Source organism: Sorangium sp. So ce1036 (genome assembly GCF_051369805.1).
GTDB lineage: Bacteria > Myxococcota_A > Polyangia > Polyangiales > Polyangiaceae > Sorangium > Sorangium cellulosum_F.
This window is the reverse complement of sequence record NZ_JBBMOX010000001.1, coordinates 9,093,011-9,108,232: the sequence shown is the minus strand read 5'-3', so window position 1 is coordinate 9,108,232 and position 15,222 is coordinate 9,093,011. Positions and strand designations below refer to the sequence as shown.

General features: G+C 67.3%; 12 protein-coding genes and 5 tRNA genes. 15 read left to right on the top strand and 2 right to left on the bottom strand.

The genetic code is table 11. From position 1 onward, the window contains the following. Window positions 1–5 precede the first annotated feature (5 nt). Window positions 6–1,622, top strand: a complete 1,617-nt coding sequence (locus tag WMF31_RS34215) for an MXAN_5187 C-terminal domain-containing protein (RefSeq protein ID WP_436605963.1) — start codon at window positions 6–8, stop codon at window positions 1,620–1,622. A gap of 153 nt (window positions 1,623–1,775) precedes the next feature. On the opposite strand, the gene WMF31_RS34210 is transcribed toward WMF31_RS34215, so the two are convergent. Beyond that, window positions 1,776–2,069 carry a hypothetical protein gene (locus WMF31_RS34210; protein WP_129344880.1) on the bottom strand — a complete coding sequence of 98 codons (294 nt, stop codon included), beginning with the start codon at window positions 2,067–2,069 and terminating at the stop codon, window positions 1,776–1,778. A 191-nt stretch (window positions 2,070–2,260) separates the two neighbouring features. Further along, the gene (locus WMF31_RS34205) at window positions 2,261–4,054 is read right to left on the bottom strand and encodes a protein kinase domain-containing protein (RefSeq protein WP_436605962.1); all 1,794 of its coding nucleotides are present in this window, start codon (window positions 4,052–4,054) and stop codon (window positions 2,261–2,263) included. 832 nt (window positions 4,055–4,886) lie between these two features. Between WMF31_RS34205 and WMF31_RS34200 the strand changes: the two genes are divergently transcribed. From WMF31_RS34200 to rpoB, 14 genes are all read left to right on the top strand, one after another. Next, window positions 4,887–4,959, top strand: a tRNA-Thr gene (locus WMF31_RS34200). Window positions 4,960–5,037: 78 nt separating this feature from the next. Beyond that, window positions 5,038–5,119 (top strand) — tRNA-Tyr (locus WMF31_RS34195). Window positions 5,120–5,193: 74 nt separating this feature from the next. Then, window positions 5,194–5,269: transfer RNA gene (locus WMF31_RS34190), tRNA-Gly, on the top strand. 13 nt (window positions 5,270–5,282) lie between these two features. Further along, a tRNA-Thr gene (locus WMF31_RS34185) sits at window positions 5,283–5,358 on the top strand. Between the two features lie 54 nt (window positions 5,359–5,412). After that, window positions 5,413–6,603, top strand: coding sequence for an elongation factor Tu (tuf, locus tag WMF31_RS34180; RefSeq protein ID WP_129344884.1), 1,191 nt, complete (start codon window positions 5,413–5,415; stop codon window positions 6,601–6,603). A gap of 9 nt (window positions 6,604–6,612) precedes the next feature. Then, a complete protein-coding gene (gene rpmG / locus WMF31_RS34175; RefSeq protein WP_129344886.1) occupies window positions 6,613–6,783 on the top strand; it encodes a 50S ribosomal protein L33 in 171 nt (56 codons plus the stop codon). A gap of 28 nt (window positions 6,784–6,811) precedes the next feature. Further along, window positions 6,812–6,887, top strand: a tRNA-Trp gene (locus tag WMF31_RS34170). A gap of 84 nt (window positions 6,888–6,971) precedes the next feature. Continuing rightward, window positions 6,972–7,598 carry a preprotein translocase subunit SecE gene (gene secE, locus WMF31_RS34165; RefSeq protein ID WP_436605961.1) on the top strand — a complete coding sequence of 209 codons (627 nt, stop codon included), beginning with the start codon at window positions 6,972–6,974 and terminating at the stop codon, window positions 7,596–7,598. Between the two features lie 31 nt (window positions 7,599–7,629). Further along, window positions 7,630–8,160, top strand: a complete 531-nt coding sequence (gene nusG, locus WMF31_RS34160; RefSeq protein ID WP_129344888.1) for a transcription termination/antitermination protein NusG — start codon at window positions 7,630–7,632, stop codon at window positions 8,158–8,160. 118 nt (window positions 8,161–8,278) lie between these two features. Beyond that, window positions 8,279–8,722, top strand: a complete 444-nt coding sequence (gene rplK, locus WMF31_RS34155) for a 50S ribosomal protein L11 (protein ID WP_436605960.1) — start codon at window positions 8,279–8,281, stop codon at window positions 8,720–8,722. A 145-nt stretch (window positions 8,723–8,867) separates the two neighbouring features. Beyond that, window positions 8,868–9,578: a 50S ribosomal protein L1 gene (gene rplA / locus WMF31_RS34150; protein ID WP_436605959.1), complete on the top strand. Its 711-nt coding sequence runs from the start codon at window positions 8,868–8,870 to the stop codon at window positions 9,576–9,578. 3 nt (window positions 9,579–9,581) lie between these two features. Then, window positions 9,582–10,109, top strand: a complete 528-nt coding sequence (gene rplJ, locus WMF31_RS34145; RefSeq protein WP_129344894.1) for a 50S ribosomal protein L10 — start codon at window positions 9,582–9,584, stop codon at window positions 10,107–10,109. Between the two features lie 99 nt (window positions 10,110–10,208). Next, window positions 10,209–10,598 (top strand): 50S ribosomal protein L7/L12, encoded by a 390-nt coding sequence (rplL, locus tag WMF31_RS34140; RefSeq protein ID WP_129344896.1) that lies wholly within the window; start codon window positions 10,209–10,211, stop codon window positions 10,596–10,598. A gap of 435 nt (window positions 10,599–11,033) precedes the next feature. Then, entirely contained in the window at window positions 11,034–15,170 is a 4,137-nt protein-coding gene (rpoB, locus tag WMF31_RS34135) for a DNA-directed RNA polymerase subunit beta (protein ID WP_436605958.1), read from the top strand. Window positions 15,171–15,222 lie beyond the last annotated feature (52 nt).

The window sequence follows — 15,222 nt, the reverse complement described above, 5'->3', positions numbered from 1 at the left end:
CCGCGATGGAATCAAGCGAGGTCGAACGGGAGCTCGAGGAGCTGGAGACGCGCATCGAGAGGCTGCGCGCGCTTTACGAGCAGTACTTCATGGGCATCGAGCGGCTGGAGCCGCTCATCCCGCGCAAAGAGGTCGATCGCCGCATCTGGGTGCTGCGCCGCGAGCAGATCAGGAACACCGGGCTCCGGTTCAAGTTCCAGATGCTGATCCAGCGCTACAACACGTTCCAGCAGTACTGGGGCCGCATCGCGCGCGAGATCGAGAACGGGACGTACCGGCGCGACGTCCTCCGCGCGGCGAAGCGGGTCGGGGCGCAGGAAGCGCTCACGATCGTCGGCCGGAAGCGGGCGGAGCGCTATACGGAGCTCGCCGAGCGGCAGGCGGCGGATCGTGACGCGGCCGGTCGCGACGACGTGGATGAAGAGCTCGACGCCGACGCCGATATCGTCACGCTGGCGCCGCCGCCGTTGCCCGCCGCTTCTCCGGCGCGGCAGCGCGCGCCGGCCGCCGACGAGGCCGGCGGCAGCAGCGCCGGCGGGCCCCCGCGCGTCCCGGCGGCGCCCAGCGTCCCGGCCGGGGCGGCGCAGGTCGGTCCGCAGGTACGTTCTCCCGTGGCGCTCGCGCCGCCTGCCACGCCTCAGGCCACGGTGGCCGTGAAGCCTGCCCCGCTTGGCGGGTTGCCGCGGGGGCTCGGCCTGACGAGGTCTCAGCAGAGACCTGCGGACGCAGCGCCGACGGAGGCACCTTCGGCGGGCGCGAAGGCGACCCCGCGCGCTGACCGGACGCAGCCGGCTGCGACGGGCGGATCGAGCCGCCAGCGGCTCGCCCAGCTCGCGGCGGAGATGCGCGCTCAGCGCATGCAAAACGCCCACGCCGGCGACGCGGCGAAGGGCGCGGCCGGAGCGCCCGTCCCTGCCGGCGACGCGGCGAAAGGCGCGGCCGGAGCGCCCGTCCCTGTCGGCGATGCGGCGAAGGGGGCGGCCGGAGCGCCTCGGGCTCTGGCGGACGTCGCGCCGGAGCCGCCGGCGCCTGCCAGGCGAGCTCCGCCTCCGCTTCCGATTCGGCCCCCGCCGAAGGCCCCCACCACGGGAGCGTCGGCGGGGGCCTCGGCGGCAGCCGACACGAAGATCGCCGCAGCGAAGCGGCAGGAACGCGCGCTCTCGGAGCGGCCGCCTCCGTCGCGGCGCCGTCGATCCACCATGCCACCTGCCGCGGACAAGGGGACGGCGAGCGGCTCTCGGCATCCAGCGCCACGCGCGTCCTCGCGCCCTCCAGAGGCCGCGAGGGCCGGCCTCGACACCGGACCCCGCGCGCGATCCGCGCCGCCCGCGCGACCCGCGCCGCCCGCGCGACCCGCGCCGCCCGCGCAGCGCCCCGCCGCGCAGGGCCCCGCCGCGCGCGATGACGAGCTCCCGGAGCAGCGGCTGCGCCAGATCTACGCGAAGTACGTCGAGACCAAGCGCGCTGCGCACGAGTCGACGGCCGGCGTCACCTACGAACGCCTGGCCGAGAGCCTCCGCGCGCAGGCCGCGAAGCTACGAGCAACGAATCCGGCCAAGTCCGTCGACTACGACGTCGTCGTCAAGAACGGAAAGACGCTGCTGAAGCCGATCCTCAAGTAACCGGGGCGGCCTGTCGCCCGCATGGACATGCGGGCGAGCCTGGCGAGGCGAGCGCACGAGCGCCTCAGCCCGCCGGGCAATGCTCGGCGAGCTCTGCCGCTTCACGCTCGCGGTATCGGTCTGTCGAGCTGATGGATGCGTTGATCGAGCTGATCAGTGGTGCGCCACGCGCCGCCAGAGCTGAGGCAGGCGGTGGACTTTCGCAGGCGCCCCGGAGTCGTCCTCGACGAAGAGGATCGCGCAGGCCGTGCGGTCGGCCTCACGCATTCTCGCGCATAAGTCGGCCAGATCGTCATCGGCGTCCACGATGTCCGCCTCGGCCGGCTGCGAACCGCCCTGAACGTACTTGACATTGTCAAGGGCGACCCATCGCCCAGCGAACTCTTCCGAACGACATATGTCGCGCCATGTCATACGGGGCGCGGCCAAACGAATCTTACTGCCCATTTCCCGTGAGCGACCTTCTCCCCCATGTTCCAAAGTCAAGCGCCGACCTACTACAAGCAAAGGCGCGGCGTTCGGCGAACTTTCAGAACCGTCGGAGCAAGATCTAGCACCTGCCAAAATCCGGCGTCAAGGCAGGGCTGGAACAGCCCAGGCCCCTCGGGTGTTGAGGTCAGTCCGCCGTCCCCCCTCTTCTAAGGACAGCGCGCCTGCAGCTGGGACAGAGCTTCGCCCATCCCGATCCGCGCGGCGGCCATGGCGTGGGACTTGGCCGCGCACCCCTTGGACGCGACCGCGCGCTTGGCGCTCGCGCTGATCGCGGCCTTCGCCTCGGCCTTTCTGGGGCCATCGCAGCCCGCGAAGCGCTTCACCGCGAGCTCCGTGTTGCCTCCGTGCGCCAGGTTGATCGCGGCCTTGCACTCCTGCTCGGCCTTCGCATTGACGGCCGGCGAGGCCGGCTTGGCGGCGCCCGTCGAGGCCGGCGGGCTCTTCGGAACCTCCGGCGAGGCCTTGCTCGGGGGCGCGGTCGGCTCGGGGAGCTCGGGTGTGGAGGGCTCGCTCGAGGGCACGGGCGCCGGGGGGTCCGACGCGACGGTGACGGGTGACGCGCTCGCCGAGGATGTCGGGATCGCGATCGTGGTCGCGGCGCTCTCATCGGTCGCGGTCCCGCTGTCCCTCCGGAGCAGCAGGAAGCCGCCGCCCACGAGGCCGAGCACCGCGACGGCCGCGATCGCCGCGAGGACGGGGGCTCCCTTGTTCTTCTTCGCGCTCGGCGGCGGCGCGGGGAACACTTGGCCGCTGCCTGTCGGCACGGGCGGGTGTGCCGGCACGGCGCTGCCCGGCATGGCTGCCTGATCGAAGACCGTGGCCGCGTGGTTCACGGCCATGCCGGGTCCGGTGGGAGGCCCCGCGACGAACAGCGGCTCGCCGATCTGCGTCTGGCCCGAGCGCGACGGCATCAGCGCCGTTCCGCTGGCCGGGGCCTCGAGCCCGACGTGGGTGCGCGGCGCCGAGGCGAGCACCGAGAGCCGGGGCCCTGCGCCGAGCGTGAGCTCCTCGTAGAACTCGCGCGCCGACTGCTGGCGGTCCTCGCGGTTCTTGCTGAGGGCCCTCATGACCGCCGCCTTCATCTTCGCCGGGGCCGCGGCGCCCATGGGCACGGCCTCGAACGGGAACGGCTGCTGCGTCATGTGCTGCGTCGCCCACTCCCACGGCGTGTCGGCCTCGAACGGCAGGCGGCCGGTGAGCATCTCGTAGGTCAGCACGCCGAGCGAGTAGATGTCGCTCCTCGCGTCGAGCTCCTTCCCCGTGAACTGCTCGGGGCTCATGTACGGCGGGGTGCCGAGCACCGTCCCCTGCTGCGTCAGCTTCTGCTCGGCCCTGGCGCTGCGGTCGTCGCGCTTCGCGATGCCGAAGTCGAGGACCTTCACGTAGTCCTCCTCGCCCGCGCGCCTGGTCAGGAAGATGTTCGCGGGCTTCAGATCGCGGTGAACGATCCCCTTCTCGTGGGCTTCCTGCAGCGATCCGCACACCTGCGCGATGATGCGGTCGACCCGCTCGGGCGGCAGGGCGCCGCCCTTCTCGAGCGCCGCCTCCAGCGAGAGCCCGTTGAGGAGCTCCATCGCGATGTAGAGCTCCCCGGTGTTCGTCTGCCCGAAGTCGTAGACCTTGATCGTGTTCGGGTGCTCGAGCTCGCTGACGGTGCCGCACTCCCGCATGAAGCGCGCGACCACCTGCGGATCGCGCGCGTGCTGCGAGAGGAGCGTCTTGATGGCGACCTTCCGCACCGACGTCCCCATCGGCTGCTCGCCGTTGTAGACGCGCCCCATCCCGCCCTCGCCGAGCACCCCGACGATCCGGAACCGGCCGCCCACGATCGTGCCGATGAGCGGGTCTGCTTCCGCTGGCGCCACAGGAAGGAGCGCGCCGCACGTGGCGCAGAAGCGCGCCCCATCGATGTTTGGCTGATGGCAAGCGGGACAGTCCATGCGATCGAACCTCTACCCCCGAAGCATGACGAACGCCGCGTCGCCTCGGACGGCTTCGCGCGCCCGAGCGAACGTGCGCTGGCAGGATCGCAGCAGCCGCGCTCCGAGCGCAAGGGAGCTCTCGCGCGCCCACGCTGCCGCATCACCGTCACGCGCGCTCCCTGGAGGGGGCGCTCGCCGTGGAGAGCGCATGCAGCACACCCTCGCGCGCGCTCGCCGTGGCGAGCGATGGCGAGCGTTCGCCCGAGCGAGCGTTCGCTCGCGCGCGCTCGGGTGGTCGCGGGGGCGCTGCTACAGCGGCGGCCGGCAGCGCTGCTCGCGGCGACCACACCCGGCGAGCTGCCGCGGCGATCCAGCGCTCCGTCCGCGCGACCGTCGGCGCATGCCCGGCGCTCCGCCCGCGCGATCGTCGGCGCATGCGGATTCCGCTCGACACGGGCGCCGAAAGCGCGCATCCATCGCGCCAGATCCGCGCTGCCGGGCGAGGTCGAGCTCCGACGTCGCCGGGCCTCGGCACCCCGACGGACCGCGTTCACGCGGGCGATCCCAGCGAAACGGACGAAATTGATACACACCGCTTGACACGTCTCTTGCAGGGGGCTAAGAGCCTCCTCCCTTCGCGGGACACGTCTACCCTCGGAGCGACGTGAGCGGCACCCGCCGCTTCACTGCGCTGCGGACGAGCCCGGTCGGTATGCTCCGACCGGCGCGGGAAGACGGTCCAGCGGGGCCAGGAGTTGATTGTTCGCACAGGCGTGATCTGTTCTGGGACGTTTCGCTAGGTCAGCACGCCCGTCACCCGACCATCGGGAGCGGGCAGCGGGTCGAGGTCGCTGGCGTAGCTCAATCGGTAGAGCACCTGCCTTGTAAGCAGGGGGTTAGGGGTTCAAGTCCCCTCGCCAGCTCCGATGCAAGGCGGCAGGTCGACGCTTCGGGAGGTCACGACGGAAATCGGATGCGCTAAGCTCTAAGAAGAAAACCCTGGAGGGTTGCCCGAGCGGCCAAAGGGAGCAGACTGTAAATCTGCCGGCATAGCCTACGATGGTTCGAATCCATCACCCTCCACCGGAGCGAATTTCGCTCCGACAGCGGTCCGACCAGTATACAAAGCCGCCGGGTTCGCCCCCTGCGGACACCCTGCGGGCGTAGCTCAGTTGGTAGAGCGTCAGCCTTCCAAGCTGAACGTCGCCGGTTCGAACCCGGTCGCCCGCTCCATGGTCGGTCGTTTGCCCACCTAGCTCAGTTGGCAGAGCACGTCCTTGGTAAGGACGAGGTCGTCGGTTCAATCCCGATGGTGGGCTCCAGCGAGGACAGCGAAACGCGCAGCCGCGAACTTCATTTCGGCAGGAGACATCTCGATGGCCAAGGAGAAATTCACTCGTACGAAGCCGCACGTGAACGTCGGAACGATCGGCCACATCGACCACGGCAAGACCACGCTCACGGCGGCGCTCGTCAAGGTGCAGTCGAAGCGCCAGCTGGCGAAGGCGATCTCGTACGCCGACATCGCGAAGGGCGGGACGGTCCGCGACGAGACCAAGACGGTGACCATCGCGGCCGCGCACGTGGAGTACGAGTCGGAGAAGCGCCACTATGCGCACGTCGACTGCCCCGGGCACGCCGACTACATCAAGAACATGATCACGGGCGCGGCGCAGATGGACGGCGCGATCCTGGTCGTGTCGGCGCTCGACAGCGTGATGCCGCAGACGCGCGAGCACGTGCTGCTCGCCCGGCAGGTCGGCCTGAACCACATCGTCGTCTTCCTGAACAAGTGCGACGCGGTGGACGACCCGGAGATGCTGGACCTGGTCGAGATGGAGGTCCGCGAGCTCCTGTCGAAGTACAAGTTCGACGGCGATAACGCGCCGGTCGTCCGCGGGGCGTCGCTGCCGGCGCTGCAGGGCGACCCGAAGTGGGAGGAGACGATCCAGCAGCTCCTGAATGCGCTGGATAGCTACATCCCCGAGCCGGTGCGCGACATCGACAAGCCGTTCCTGATGGCGGTCGAGGACGTGTTCTCGATCAAGGGCCGCGGCACGGTGGCCACGGGTCGCATCGAGCGCGGCGTGATCAAGGTCGGCGACGAGGTGCAGATCATCGGCTTCAAGGACACGAAGAAGTCGGTCGTGACCGGCGTCGAGATGTTCCGGAAGCTGCTCGATCAGGGGCAGGCGGGCGACAACGTCGGCTGCCTTCTGCGCGGCGTCGAGAAGGAGGAGATCGAGCGCGGCCAGGTGCTGGCGAAGCCCGGGTCGATCACGCCGCACACGAAGTTCACCGGCGAGGTGTACGTCCTCAAGAAGGAGGAGGGCGGGCGCCACACGCCGTTCTTCACCAACTACCGGCCGCAGTTCTACATCCGGACCACGGATGTGACCGGCACGGTGAACCTGCCCGAGGGGGTGAAGATGGTGATGCCGGGCGACAACATCACGATGACGATCGAGCTCATCGCGCCGGTCGCGCTGGAGGAGCAGATGCGCTTCGCCATCCGCGAGGGCGGCAAGACCGTGGGCGCGGGCGTCGTCACCAAGATCCTCGCGTAGGAGGCGGTCGTGGGCGAGCAGGCCGGTGGATGGCGTGCGGCACGCATTGCCGTCTCACTGGCCTGCAGCGAATGTAAATCGCGGAACTACAAGACCACGAAGACGCCCGAGCAGGTAGTTTCCATCAGGAAATTTTGCAAGCAGTGCAAGAAGCACACGGTTCACAACGAGACGAAGTGAGCTGTGAGCGAGAAATCGCAGCGATTCTAGGGGTATAGCTCAGTTGGTAGAGCAGCGGATTCCAAATCCGCAGGTCGGGAGTTCGAGCCTCTCTGCCCCTGCCAGGGACTGTGGGCGCCGCTGGGTCGCCCGCAAAGTCCCATCCAGCAGGCTCCTGCCTGCCGCGAGCCGGCGCGTTTGGTGTGGTTATGGCGAAGGGTCAAAAAGACAAGCAGACGCCGAAGGTCGCGGAGGAAGGGGAGCCGGAGGAATCTGGACCGGCCGCGGCCTCCGACATGTCTTCGCTCGATCCCCGGGACGAGGAGCCGGAGACTGGGGGGGCTGGTGCGCGCGAGGAGACCGAGGCGTCGCGCTCCGGTGATGCTGACGAGGTCGAAGGCGAGATCGCTGCCACCCAGCTCGGGACCGAGCGTTATGTGATCGCTGGATTCTTCGCCTCCGGGATGCTGCTTGCCTACGTGCTGGGCAAGATCGTGGAAGGCGTGTGGTCGACCCTTGCCAACAAGGACTGGTTCAGCCGAGCGCTGCCAGCCTTGGCCGCGTTCGGTGACGACGAACGAGCGACCTATGGGATGGTCATCGGGGGCATCATCGCGCTCGTGGTCGTGCTGCGCGCGTTCCGCAATGCGGAGATCCGCACCTGGAGCGACGAGGTTGCAACCGAGCTGTCGAAAGTGAAGTGGCCGACCAAGAAGGAGGTGACAAACGCGACGTTTGTCGTTATCGCGACGACCACCGTGGCGACCCTCTACCTGGCGCTGCTCGACCGCTTCTGGGCATTCGTGACCAACATCGTTTACGGCGATGGAAGCTGAAGCAGGGGAGATCCTGAGGGAACCAAGCGCCATGGCCAAGAAGTGGTACGTCATCCATACCTACTCGGGATACGAGGCGAAGGTGCGCGACGCGCTCCAGCAGCGCGTAAAGCAGTACGGCCTGGAAGATCGGTTTGGCGAGATCCTCATTCCGAGCGAGACGGTCACGGAGAACCGTCCCGGTGGTAAGACACGCGTTCGTCAGAAGCTGAGCCTGCCTGGGTACATCTTCGTCGAGATGGAGATGAACGAGCAGGTCTGGCACCTGGTCAAGGACACGCCCAAGGTGACCGGCTTCATCGGCAATCAGACGCCGCAGGAGGTCCCGCTGGTGCAGATCGACAACCTCCGGCGGGGCATCGTCGAGGGAGCGGTCAAACCGAAGCCGAGGCTCACGTTCGAGGTGGGCGAGGAGGTGCGCGTCCTCGACGGGGCCTTCGCGAATTTCACCGGCACGGTCGACGACGTGAAGATGGACAAGCAGAAGCTCAAGGTGAAGGTCAGCATCTTCGGCCGGCCCACCAGCGTCGAGCTCGACTTCTCCGCCGTGGAGAAGCGCTAGCCGGGAACGAGCGGCTGCAATCCTCAGGGTGAGGTCCGCGCCTCCGTGGTCCTCCACTGATTTCTCTGAAAAGTAGACCGCCCGTCGGGCGGCGGTTCGATAGGGTGCGAGATTCATCATGGCGAAGAAAGTCACTGGGTACGTGAAGCTGCAGCTTCCGGCGGGCAAGGCCAACCCGTCGCCCCCCGTCGGTCCGGCGCTCGGCCAGCACGGCGTCAATATCATGGCGTTCTGCAAGGACTTCAACTCGAGGACCGCTGCGCAGGGCGACATGATCATCCCGGTGGTGATCACGGTCTACTCGGACCGCTCGTTTACGTTCATCCTCAAGACGCCGCCCGCGTCCGTGCTGCTCAAAAAGGCGGCCGGGCTCGACACGAAAAAGAAGCCGGGCGCGGGCTCGAAGGAGCCCAACAAGGTCAAGGTGGGCAAGGTGAGCCAGAAGCAGCTCCAGGAGCTCGCCCAGCTCAAGATGCAGGACATGAACACGACCAGCCTCGAGGCCGCCATGCGCAGCATGGCTGGCACCGCCCGCTCGATGGGCATCGACATCGTCGACTGAGGTGGGTCGCAGCGCGCCCCGGGGTCGGGGCCGCACGTCGCCTGGAGGCGCTCGGCGCGAGCGCCCCGGCGGCCGGGGAGCAGAGACTTACCACGGTAGTTTGAGGCGCACCGTGGGAGGCGAGAGCCGTTAAGAAGGAGGGCATGTGCCGAAAGTCGCCAAGAAGAAACTCGCAGCGCGAACATTCGTCGACCGCGCTCGAAAGTACACGTTGCAGGAGGCGTGCGAGCTCGTGAAGAAGGCCGCGCCTGCCAAGTTCGACGAGACGGTGGACCTTGCGGTCCGCCTCGGGGTCAACCCTCGGCATGCGGATCAGATGGTCCGTGGCGCCGTGGTGCTCCCGCACGGCACGGGGCAGTCGCTCCGTGTCCTGGTGTTCGCCAAGGGCGAGAAGGCCAAGGAGGCGGAGGCAGCCGGGGCCGATTTCGTCGGCGAGGCCGATCTCGTGAACAAGGTCCAGGAGGGCTTCATGGACTTCGATCGCGTGATCGCCACGCCGGACATGATGGGGCTGGTCGGCAAGCTCGGCCGCATCCTCGGCCCGCGCGGCCTGATGCCGAACCCCAAGGTCGGGACCGTGACGTTCGACGTCAAGACGGCGGTCTCGGAGGCCAAGGCTGGCAAGGTCGAATACCGCGTCGAGAAGGCGGGCATCGTGCACGCGCGGATCGGCAAGGTCTCCTTCGCGGAGAACGCGCTGCACGGCAACGCGGACGCGCTCATCCAGGCGCTCGTACGTGCCAAGCCGGCGACGGCGAAGGGCGTCTACCTCCGGAGCATCACGATGTCTTCGACGATGGGCCCCGGGGTCCGCATCGACCCGGTCCACTTCAGCGGCAAGGCAGAGGAGGCGTAGCCCATGGAGAGATCCCAGAAGGAGGCGGTTGTCGGCTCGGTCCGGCAGAAGTTCGAGCGTATGTCCTCCGCGGTCTTCCTGGACTTCAAGGGGCTCAACGTCGAGGCGGTCACCAAGCTTCGCGATGAGTTCCGGAAGTCGGGCGTGGAGTACCGGGTCGTGAAGAACACGCTCGTTCGCCACGCCATCAAGGAGCACCCCTGGGCGAACAACCTCGCCAAGAGCCTCACCGGCATGACCGGGGTCGCCTGGAGCTACGAGGATCCGAGCGCAGCCGCCAAGGTCGTCAAGGCGTTCCGCAAGGACAACCAGAAGCTCCAGATCAAGGCAGGGCTCATCGAGGGCCAGATCCTCTCCGGGGATGCCGTCGAGACGCAGCTTGCGACGATGCCCGGCAAGGACGAGCTCCGCGCCATGCTGCTCGCGACGCTCCAGGCGCCGCTCCAGCAGTTCGTGCAGCAGCTCAACGCGCCTCTCCAGAATTTCGCCTATCTCTTGAAGGCGAAGGAAGACGCAGGTACCTCGGGCTGAAAGGGCGCATTCGTGTCAATTGGGCCTTGCGCCCGTCGGATTTTGGTTTACATGGCCCCCCTCCCCGGGGCGCGCAGAAGAGTTTGAAGGAGTCTTGCAATGGCTGAGATCACGCGCGAGCAGGTCGTCGATTACCTCTCCAACCTCCCTGTCATCCAGATCGCCGAGCTCATCAAGGACCTCGAGAACAAGTGGGGCGTCAAGGCTGCGCCCGCGGCCGTGGCGGTCGCGGCGGGTCCTGCTGGCGGCGCCGCTCCGGCCGAGAAGGCCCCGGAGCAGACCGAGTTCGACGTCGTCCTCGCGAACGCTGGTAGCAACAAGATCGGCGTCATCAAGGCGATCCGCGAGATCACCGGTCTGGGCCTGAAGGAGGCGAAGGACCTGGTCGAGGCCGCGCCGAAGACCGTCAAGGAGCAGGTTTCCAAGGCGGACGCGGAGGAGATGAAGAAGAAGCTTGTCGAGGCAGGTGCTACCGTCGAGCTCAAGTAACGATCACCGCTTCCTGTCAGGGAAATCGGGATCCGCTGGAGGACGGCGGCAGGGGCGATTGTACCTGCCGCGCGTCCCGCTTTTGTCTGATGAGGACCGCGGATGCGGATCCTCGGCCAACGCTGAAGGGGACCGCGAAGGCGGATCCCCGGCCAACGCTGAAGGGGACCGCGAAGGCGGATCCCCGGCCAACGCTGAAGGGGACCGCGAAGGCGGATCCCCGGCCAATGCAGAAGAGGACCGCGGGTGCGGGTCCTCGACCAACGCCGGAGCTCAATGGGTCGCTGCGCGGTCCGCTCTGCCCTCACATCCAGAATATCTCGGGTCCCCACACCCTGGGGACGCTCGCGCGCCTTTGGTGCGTAGCTTCGTGTTCGTTGCTCGGTTCGAGCCGTGCGCCCGCCCCGCACTGCTCGTGTGAGCCGGAGGAAATCGATGCCGTCGGTCGTCCAATCCAACTTCCGCGTCCGTAAGAACCTGGGTCGCGTTCGTCGCATCATCGACGTCCCCAACCTGATCGACATCCAGAAGTCAAGCTACGACAAATTCCTCCAGATGAGCGTTCCGCCGAACGAGCGGGAGGAGGTCGGGCTTCAGGCGGTGTTCCGCTCGGTTTTCCCCATCAAAGACTTCAACGGCACGAGCGAGCTCGTCTTCGTCTCGTACAACCTCGAGCCGCCGAAGTACGACGTCGATGAGTGCCGCCAGCGCGGTATGACCTACTCGGCGCCGATCAAGGTCACGAACCAGCTGATGATCTACGACACCCGCGACGGCGGGGAGCGGATCGTCCGCGACATCAAGGAGCAGGAGGTCTACTTCGGCGAGCTGCCCCTGATGACCGAGACGGGCACGTTCATCATCAACGGGACCGAGCGTGTCGTCGTCAGCCAGCTGCACCGTAGCCCCGGCGTGTTCTTCGATCACGACAAGGGCAAGACGCACTCCAGCGGCAAGCTGCTCTACTCCGCCCGGGTCATCCCGTACCGTGGCTCGTGGCTCGACTTCGAGTTCGACCCGAAGGACATCATCTACGTTCGCATCGACCGCCGGCGGAAGATGCACGCGACCGTGCTGCTGCGCGCGCTCGGGTACTCGACGCAGGACCTGCTCAACTACTTCTATTCGACCGAGACCGTGTACCTCGAGAAGGGGGGCAAGTACGCGAAGAGCATCGAGTACGACCTCCTCGCCGGTCAGCGGACGACGCGCGACATCAAGATCGGCAACGACATCATCGTCAAGAAGAACACCAAGTTCACCCGCGCTGCCATCCGGAAGATGAAGGAGGCGAAGCTCGAGCGGCTCAGCCTTGAGCCCGAGGAGCTCGTCGGGAAGGTGGCCGCGCACGACGTCGTCGACCCGGAGACGGGCGAGGTCGTGGTCGAGGTGAACGAGGAGCTCACCGAGGCGAAGCTCGAGCGGCTGCGCGACGCGAACATCGAGCAGTTCCGCATCCTCTTCATCGACGGCCTGAACGTCGGCTCGTACCTCCGCGACACGCTCCTCACCGACAAGGTGAAGACGATGGAGGACGCGATCCTCGAGATCTACCGCCGGCTCCGGCCGGGCGATCCGCCGACGCTCGAGACCGCCAAGACCCTGTTCCACAACCTGTTCTTCAACGCCGAGCGCTATGACCTCTCGAAGGTCGGCCGGCTGAAGCTGAACTACAAGTTCTATCGGGACGTGCCGGAGGACGAGCGCCCGGGGCTCGATCTCACCGTGCTCACGCCGCAGGACATCCTGGAGACGGTGCGGCACCTGATCGAGCTCAAGAACGGGCGCGGCTCGGTCGACGACATCGATCACCTCGGCAACCGCCGCGTGCGCGCGGTCGGCGAGCTGATGGAGAACCAGTACCGCATCGGCCTCGTCCGGATGGAGCGCGCCATCAAGGAGCGCATGAGCATGTCGCAGGAGATCGACACGCTCATGCCGCACGACCTGATCAACGCGAAGCCGGTCAGCGCGGTCGTGAAGGAGTACTTCGGGAGCTCCCAGCTCTCGCAGTTCATGGATCAGACGAACCCGCTGTCGGAGGTCACCCACAAGCGGCGCCTGTCGGCGCTTGGGCCGGGCGGCCTCACGCGCGAGCGGGCTGGGTTCGAGGTGCGTGACGTCCACGCGACCCACTACGGCCGCATCTGCCCGATCGAGACCCCGGAGGGGCCGAACATCGGTCTCATCGCGTCGCTGTCGACGTTCGCTCGCGTGAACGAGTTCGGCTTCGTCGAGACGCCGTACCGCAAGGTCGAGAACGGCCTGGTGACCGAGGATGTCATCTGGCTCTCGGCGCTCGAAGAGGAAGGCAAGTACATCGCGCAGGCGACGGTGAACCTCGACGAGAGCGGGCGCTTCAAGGAGTCGCTCGTCTCGGCCCGTTACAACGGCGAGTTCAAGATCGTCACGCCCGAGATGGTCGAGCTGATGGACGTCGCGCCGAACCAGATGGTGTCGGTCGCCGCCGCGCTCGTGCCCTTCCTCGAGCACGACGACGCGAACCGCGCGCTCATGGGCGCCAACATGCAGCGGCAGGCCGTGCCGCTGGTCCAGTCCCACGCGCCGCTCGTGGGCACGGGCATGGAGGAGCGGCTCGCCCGCGACTCCGGCGTCTGCGTCATCGCGCGGCGGCCCGGCGTCGTCGAGAGCGTTGACGCGACGCGCATCGTGGTCCGCGCCGAGGGTGAGGGGGCCGAGGTGCCCGATATTTACCACCTGATGAAGTTCCAGCGCTCGAACCAGTCGACCTGCTACACGCAGAAGCCGGTCGTCAGGACGGGCGAGGTGGTGAAGAAGGGCGACGTGCTCGCCGACGGGCCGTCGACCGACATGGGCGAGCTCGCGCTCGGCCAGAACGTGCTCGTCGCGTTCATGCCGTGGCAGGGCTACAACTTCGAGGACTCCATCCTGGTCTCCGAGCGCATCGCCAAGGACGACGTGTTCACCTCGATCCACATCGAGGAGTTCGAGTGCGTCGCCCGCGACACGAAGCTCGGAAAGGAAGAGATCACCCGCGACATCCCGAACGTCGGCGAGGAGGCGCTCAAGGATCTCGACGACTCCGGCATCGTGCGTATTGGGGCCGAGGTGCGCCCGGGCGACATCCTGGTCGGAAAGATCACCCCGAAGGGGGAGACCCAGCTCTCGCCCGAGGAGAAGCTGCTCAGGGCCATCTTCGGTGAGAAGGCCGGCGACGTCCGCGACAGCTCGCTCAAGGTGCCCCCCGGCGTCGGCGGGATCGTCATCAACGCCCGGGTGTTCTCGCGCAAGGGGACCGAGAAGGACGATCGGGCGCGCGACATCGAGGATCAGGAGCGGGCCAGGATCGAGCGGACGCGCGACGAGGAGATCAAGATCCTCCGCGACTCGTTCTTCCGTCGCATCCGCGAGCTCCTCCTCGGCAAGGAGACGACGGGCAAGCTCGTCGACGACAAGGGCAAGGTGCTCTTCCAGAAGGGCGCCATCATCGACGAGGCCTCGCTCGCCGAGATCCCCCGCAAGTACTGGGGCGAAATCCCGGTCGACGACGCCGAGCGGGTCCAGCAGATCCTGCGCGACCTCGAGGAGCTCGTCCGGACGCGCGAGGAGCACTTCCGCGACAAGATCGATCGCCTCTCCAAGGGCGATGAGCTGCCGCCGGGCGTGATCAAGATGGTGAAGGTCTACATCGCCATCAAGCGCAAGCTCCAGGTCGGCGACAAGATGGCGGGCCGCCACGGCAACAAGGGCGTCATCAGCCGCATCCTGCCCGAGGAGGACATGCCGTATCTCCAGGACGGGAGGCCGGTCGATCTCGTGCTCAACCCGCTCGGCGTGCCGAGCCGCATGAACGTCGGCCAGATCCTCGAGATCCACCTCGGGTGGGGCGCCTTCGAGCTCGGCAACCAGCTGCAGCGCATGCTCGAGCAGCAGCGGGCGAGCGCCGAGATCAAGGAGCACCTGAAGGCCATCTATGCGGGCGACGCGTCGATGGACGGCTTCTTCGACAACCTCGACGACGAGGACGTGAAGCGCTTCGTCAAGACGGTCGATGAGGGCGTGTTCATGGGATCGCCGGTGTTCGACGGAGCGCACGAGTCCGACATCAAGGGCGCTCTGGAGCTCGCTGGCCTCCCGACGTCGGGTCAGGCGATCCTCTTCGACGGGCGCACGGGCGAGGCGTTCGACCAGAACGTCACGGTGGGCATCATGTACATGCTGAAGCTCCACCACCTCGTCGACGACAAGATCCACGCTCGCTCGATCGGGCCCTACTCGCTCGTCACGCAGCAGCCCCTCGGCGGCAAGGCGCAGTTCGGCGGGCAGCGCCTCGGTGAGATGGAGGTCTGGGCGATGGAGGCCTACGGCGCGGCGTACGCGCTGCAGGAGTTCCTCACCGTGAAGAGCGACGACGTGATGGGCCGCACGCGCATGTACGAGGCCATCGTGAAGGGCGACTACACCCTGGAGGCTGGGCTGCCGGAGAGCTTCAACGTGCTCATCAAGGAGCTCCAGTCGCTGTGTCTGAACGTCGAGCTGGTCGAGACGGGCGGAGGCGTGGAGGCCTCGGCCGCGGAGGAAGAGGAGTGATGCAGTTCGTCACGTCACGAATGCCGCGCGCCTGGTCGGTGACCGCGGGGGA

Bases quoted from the DNA above. Each gene is read 5' to 3' on its own strand.
- WMF31_RS34215 (WP_436605963.1), top strand. From the start codon at position 6: ATGGAATCAAGCGAGGTCGAACGGGAGCTCGAGGAGCTGGAGACGCGC.
- WMF31_RS34210 (WP_129344880.1), bottom strand. From the start codon at position 2,069: ATGGGCAGTAAGATTCGTTTGGCCGCGCCCCGTATGACATGGCGCGAC.
- WMF31_RS34205 (WP_436605962.1), bottom strand. From the start codon at position 4,054: ATGGACTGTCCCGCTTGCCATCAGCCAAACATCGATGGGGCGCGCTTC.
- tuf (WP_129344884.1), top strand. From the start codon at position 5,413: ATGGCCAAGGAGAAATTCACTCGTACGAAGCCGCACGTGAACGTCGGA.
- secE (WP_436605961.1), top strand. From the start codon at position 6,972: ATGGCGAAGGGTCAAAAAGACAAGCAGACGCCGAAGGTCGCGGAGGAA.
- nusG (WP_129344888.1), top strand. From the start codon at position 7,630: ATGGCCAAGAAGTGGTACGTCATCCATACCTACTCGGGATACGAGGCG.
- rplK (WP_436605960.1), top strand. From the start codon at position 8,279: ATGGCGAAGAAAGTCACTGGGTACGTGAAGCTGCAGCTTCCGGCGGGC.
- rplJ (WP_129344894.1), top strand. From the start codon at position 9,582: ATGGAGAGATCCCAGAAGGAGGCGGTTGTCGGCTCGGTCCGGCAGAAG.
- rplL (WP_129344896.1), top strand. From the start codon at position 10,209: ATGGCTGAGATCACGCGCGAGCAGGTCGTCGATTACCTCTCCAACCTC.
- rpoB (WP_436605958.1), top strand. From the start codon at position 11,034: ATGCCGTCGGTCGTCCAATCCAACTTCCGCGTCCGTAAGAACCTGGGT.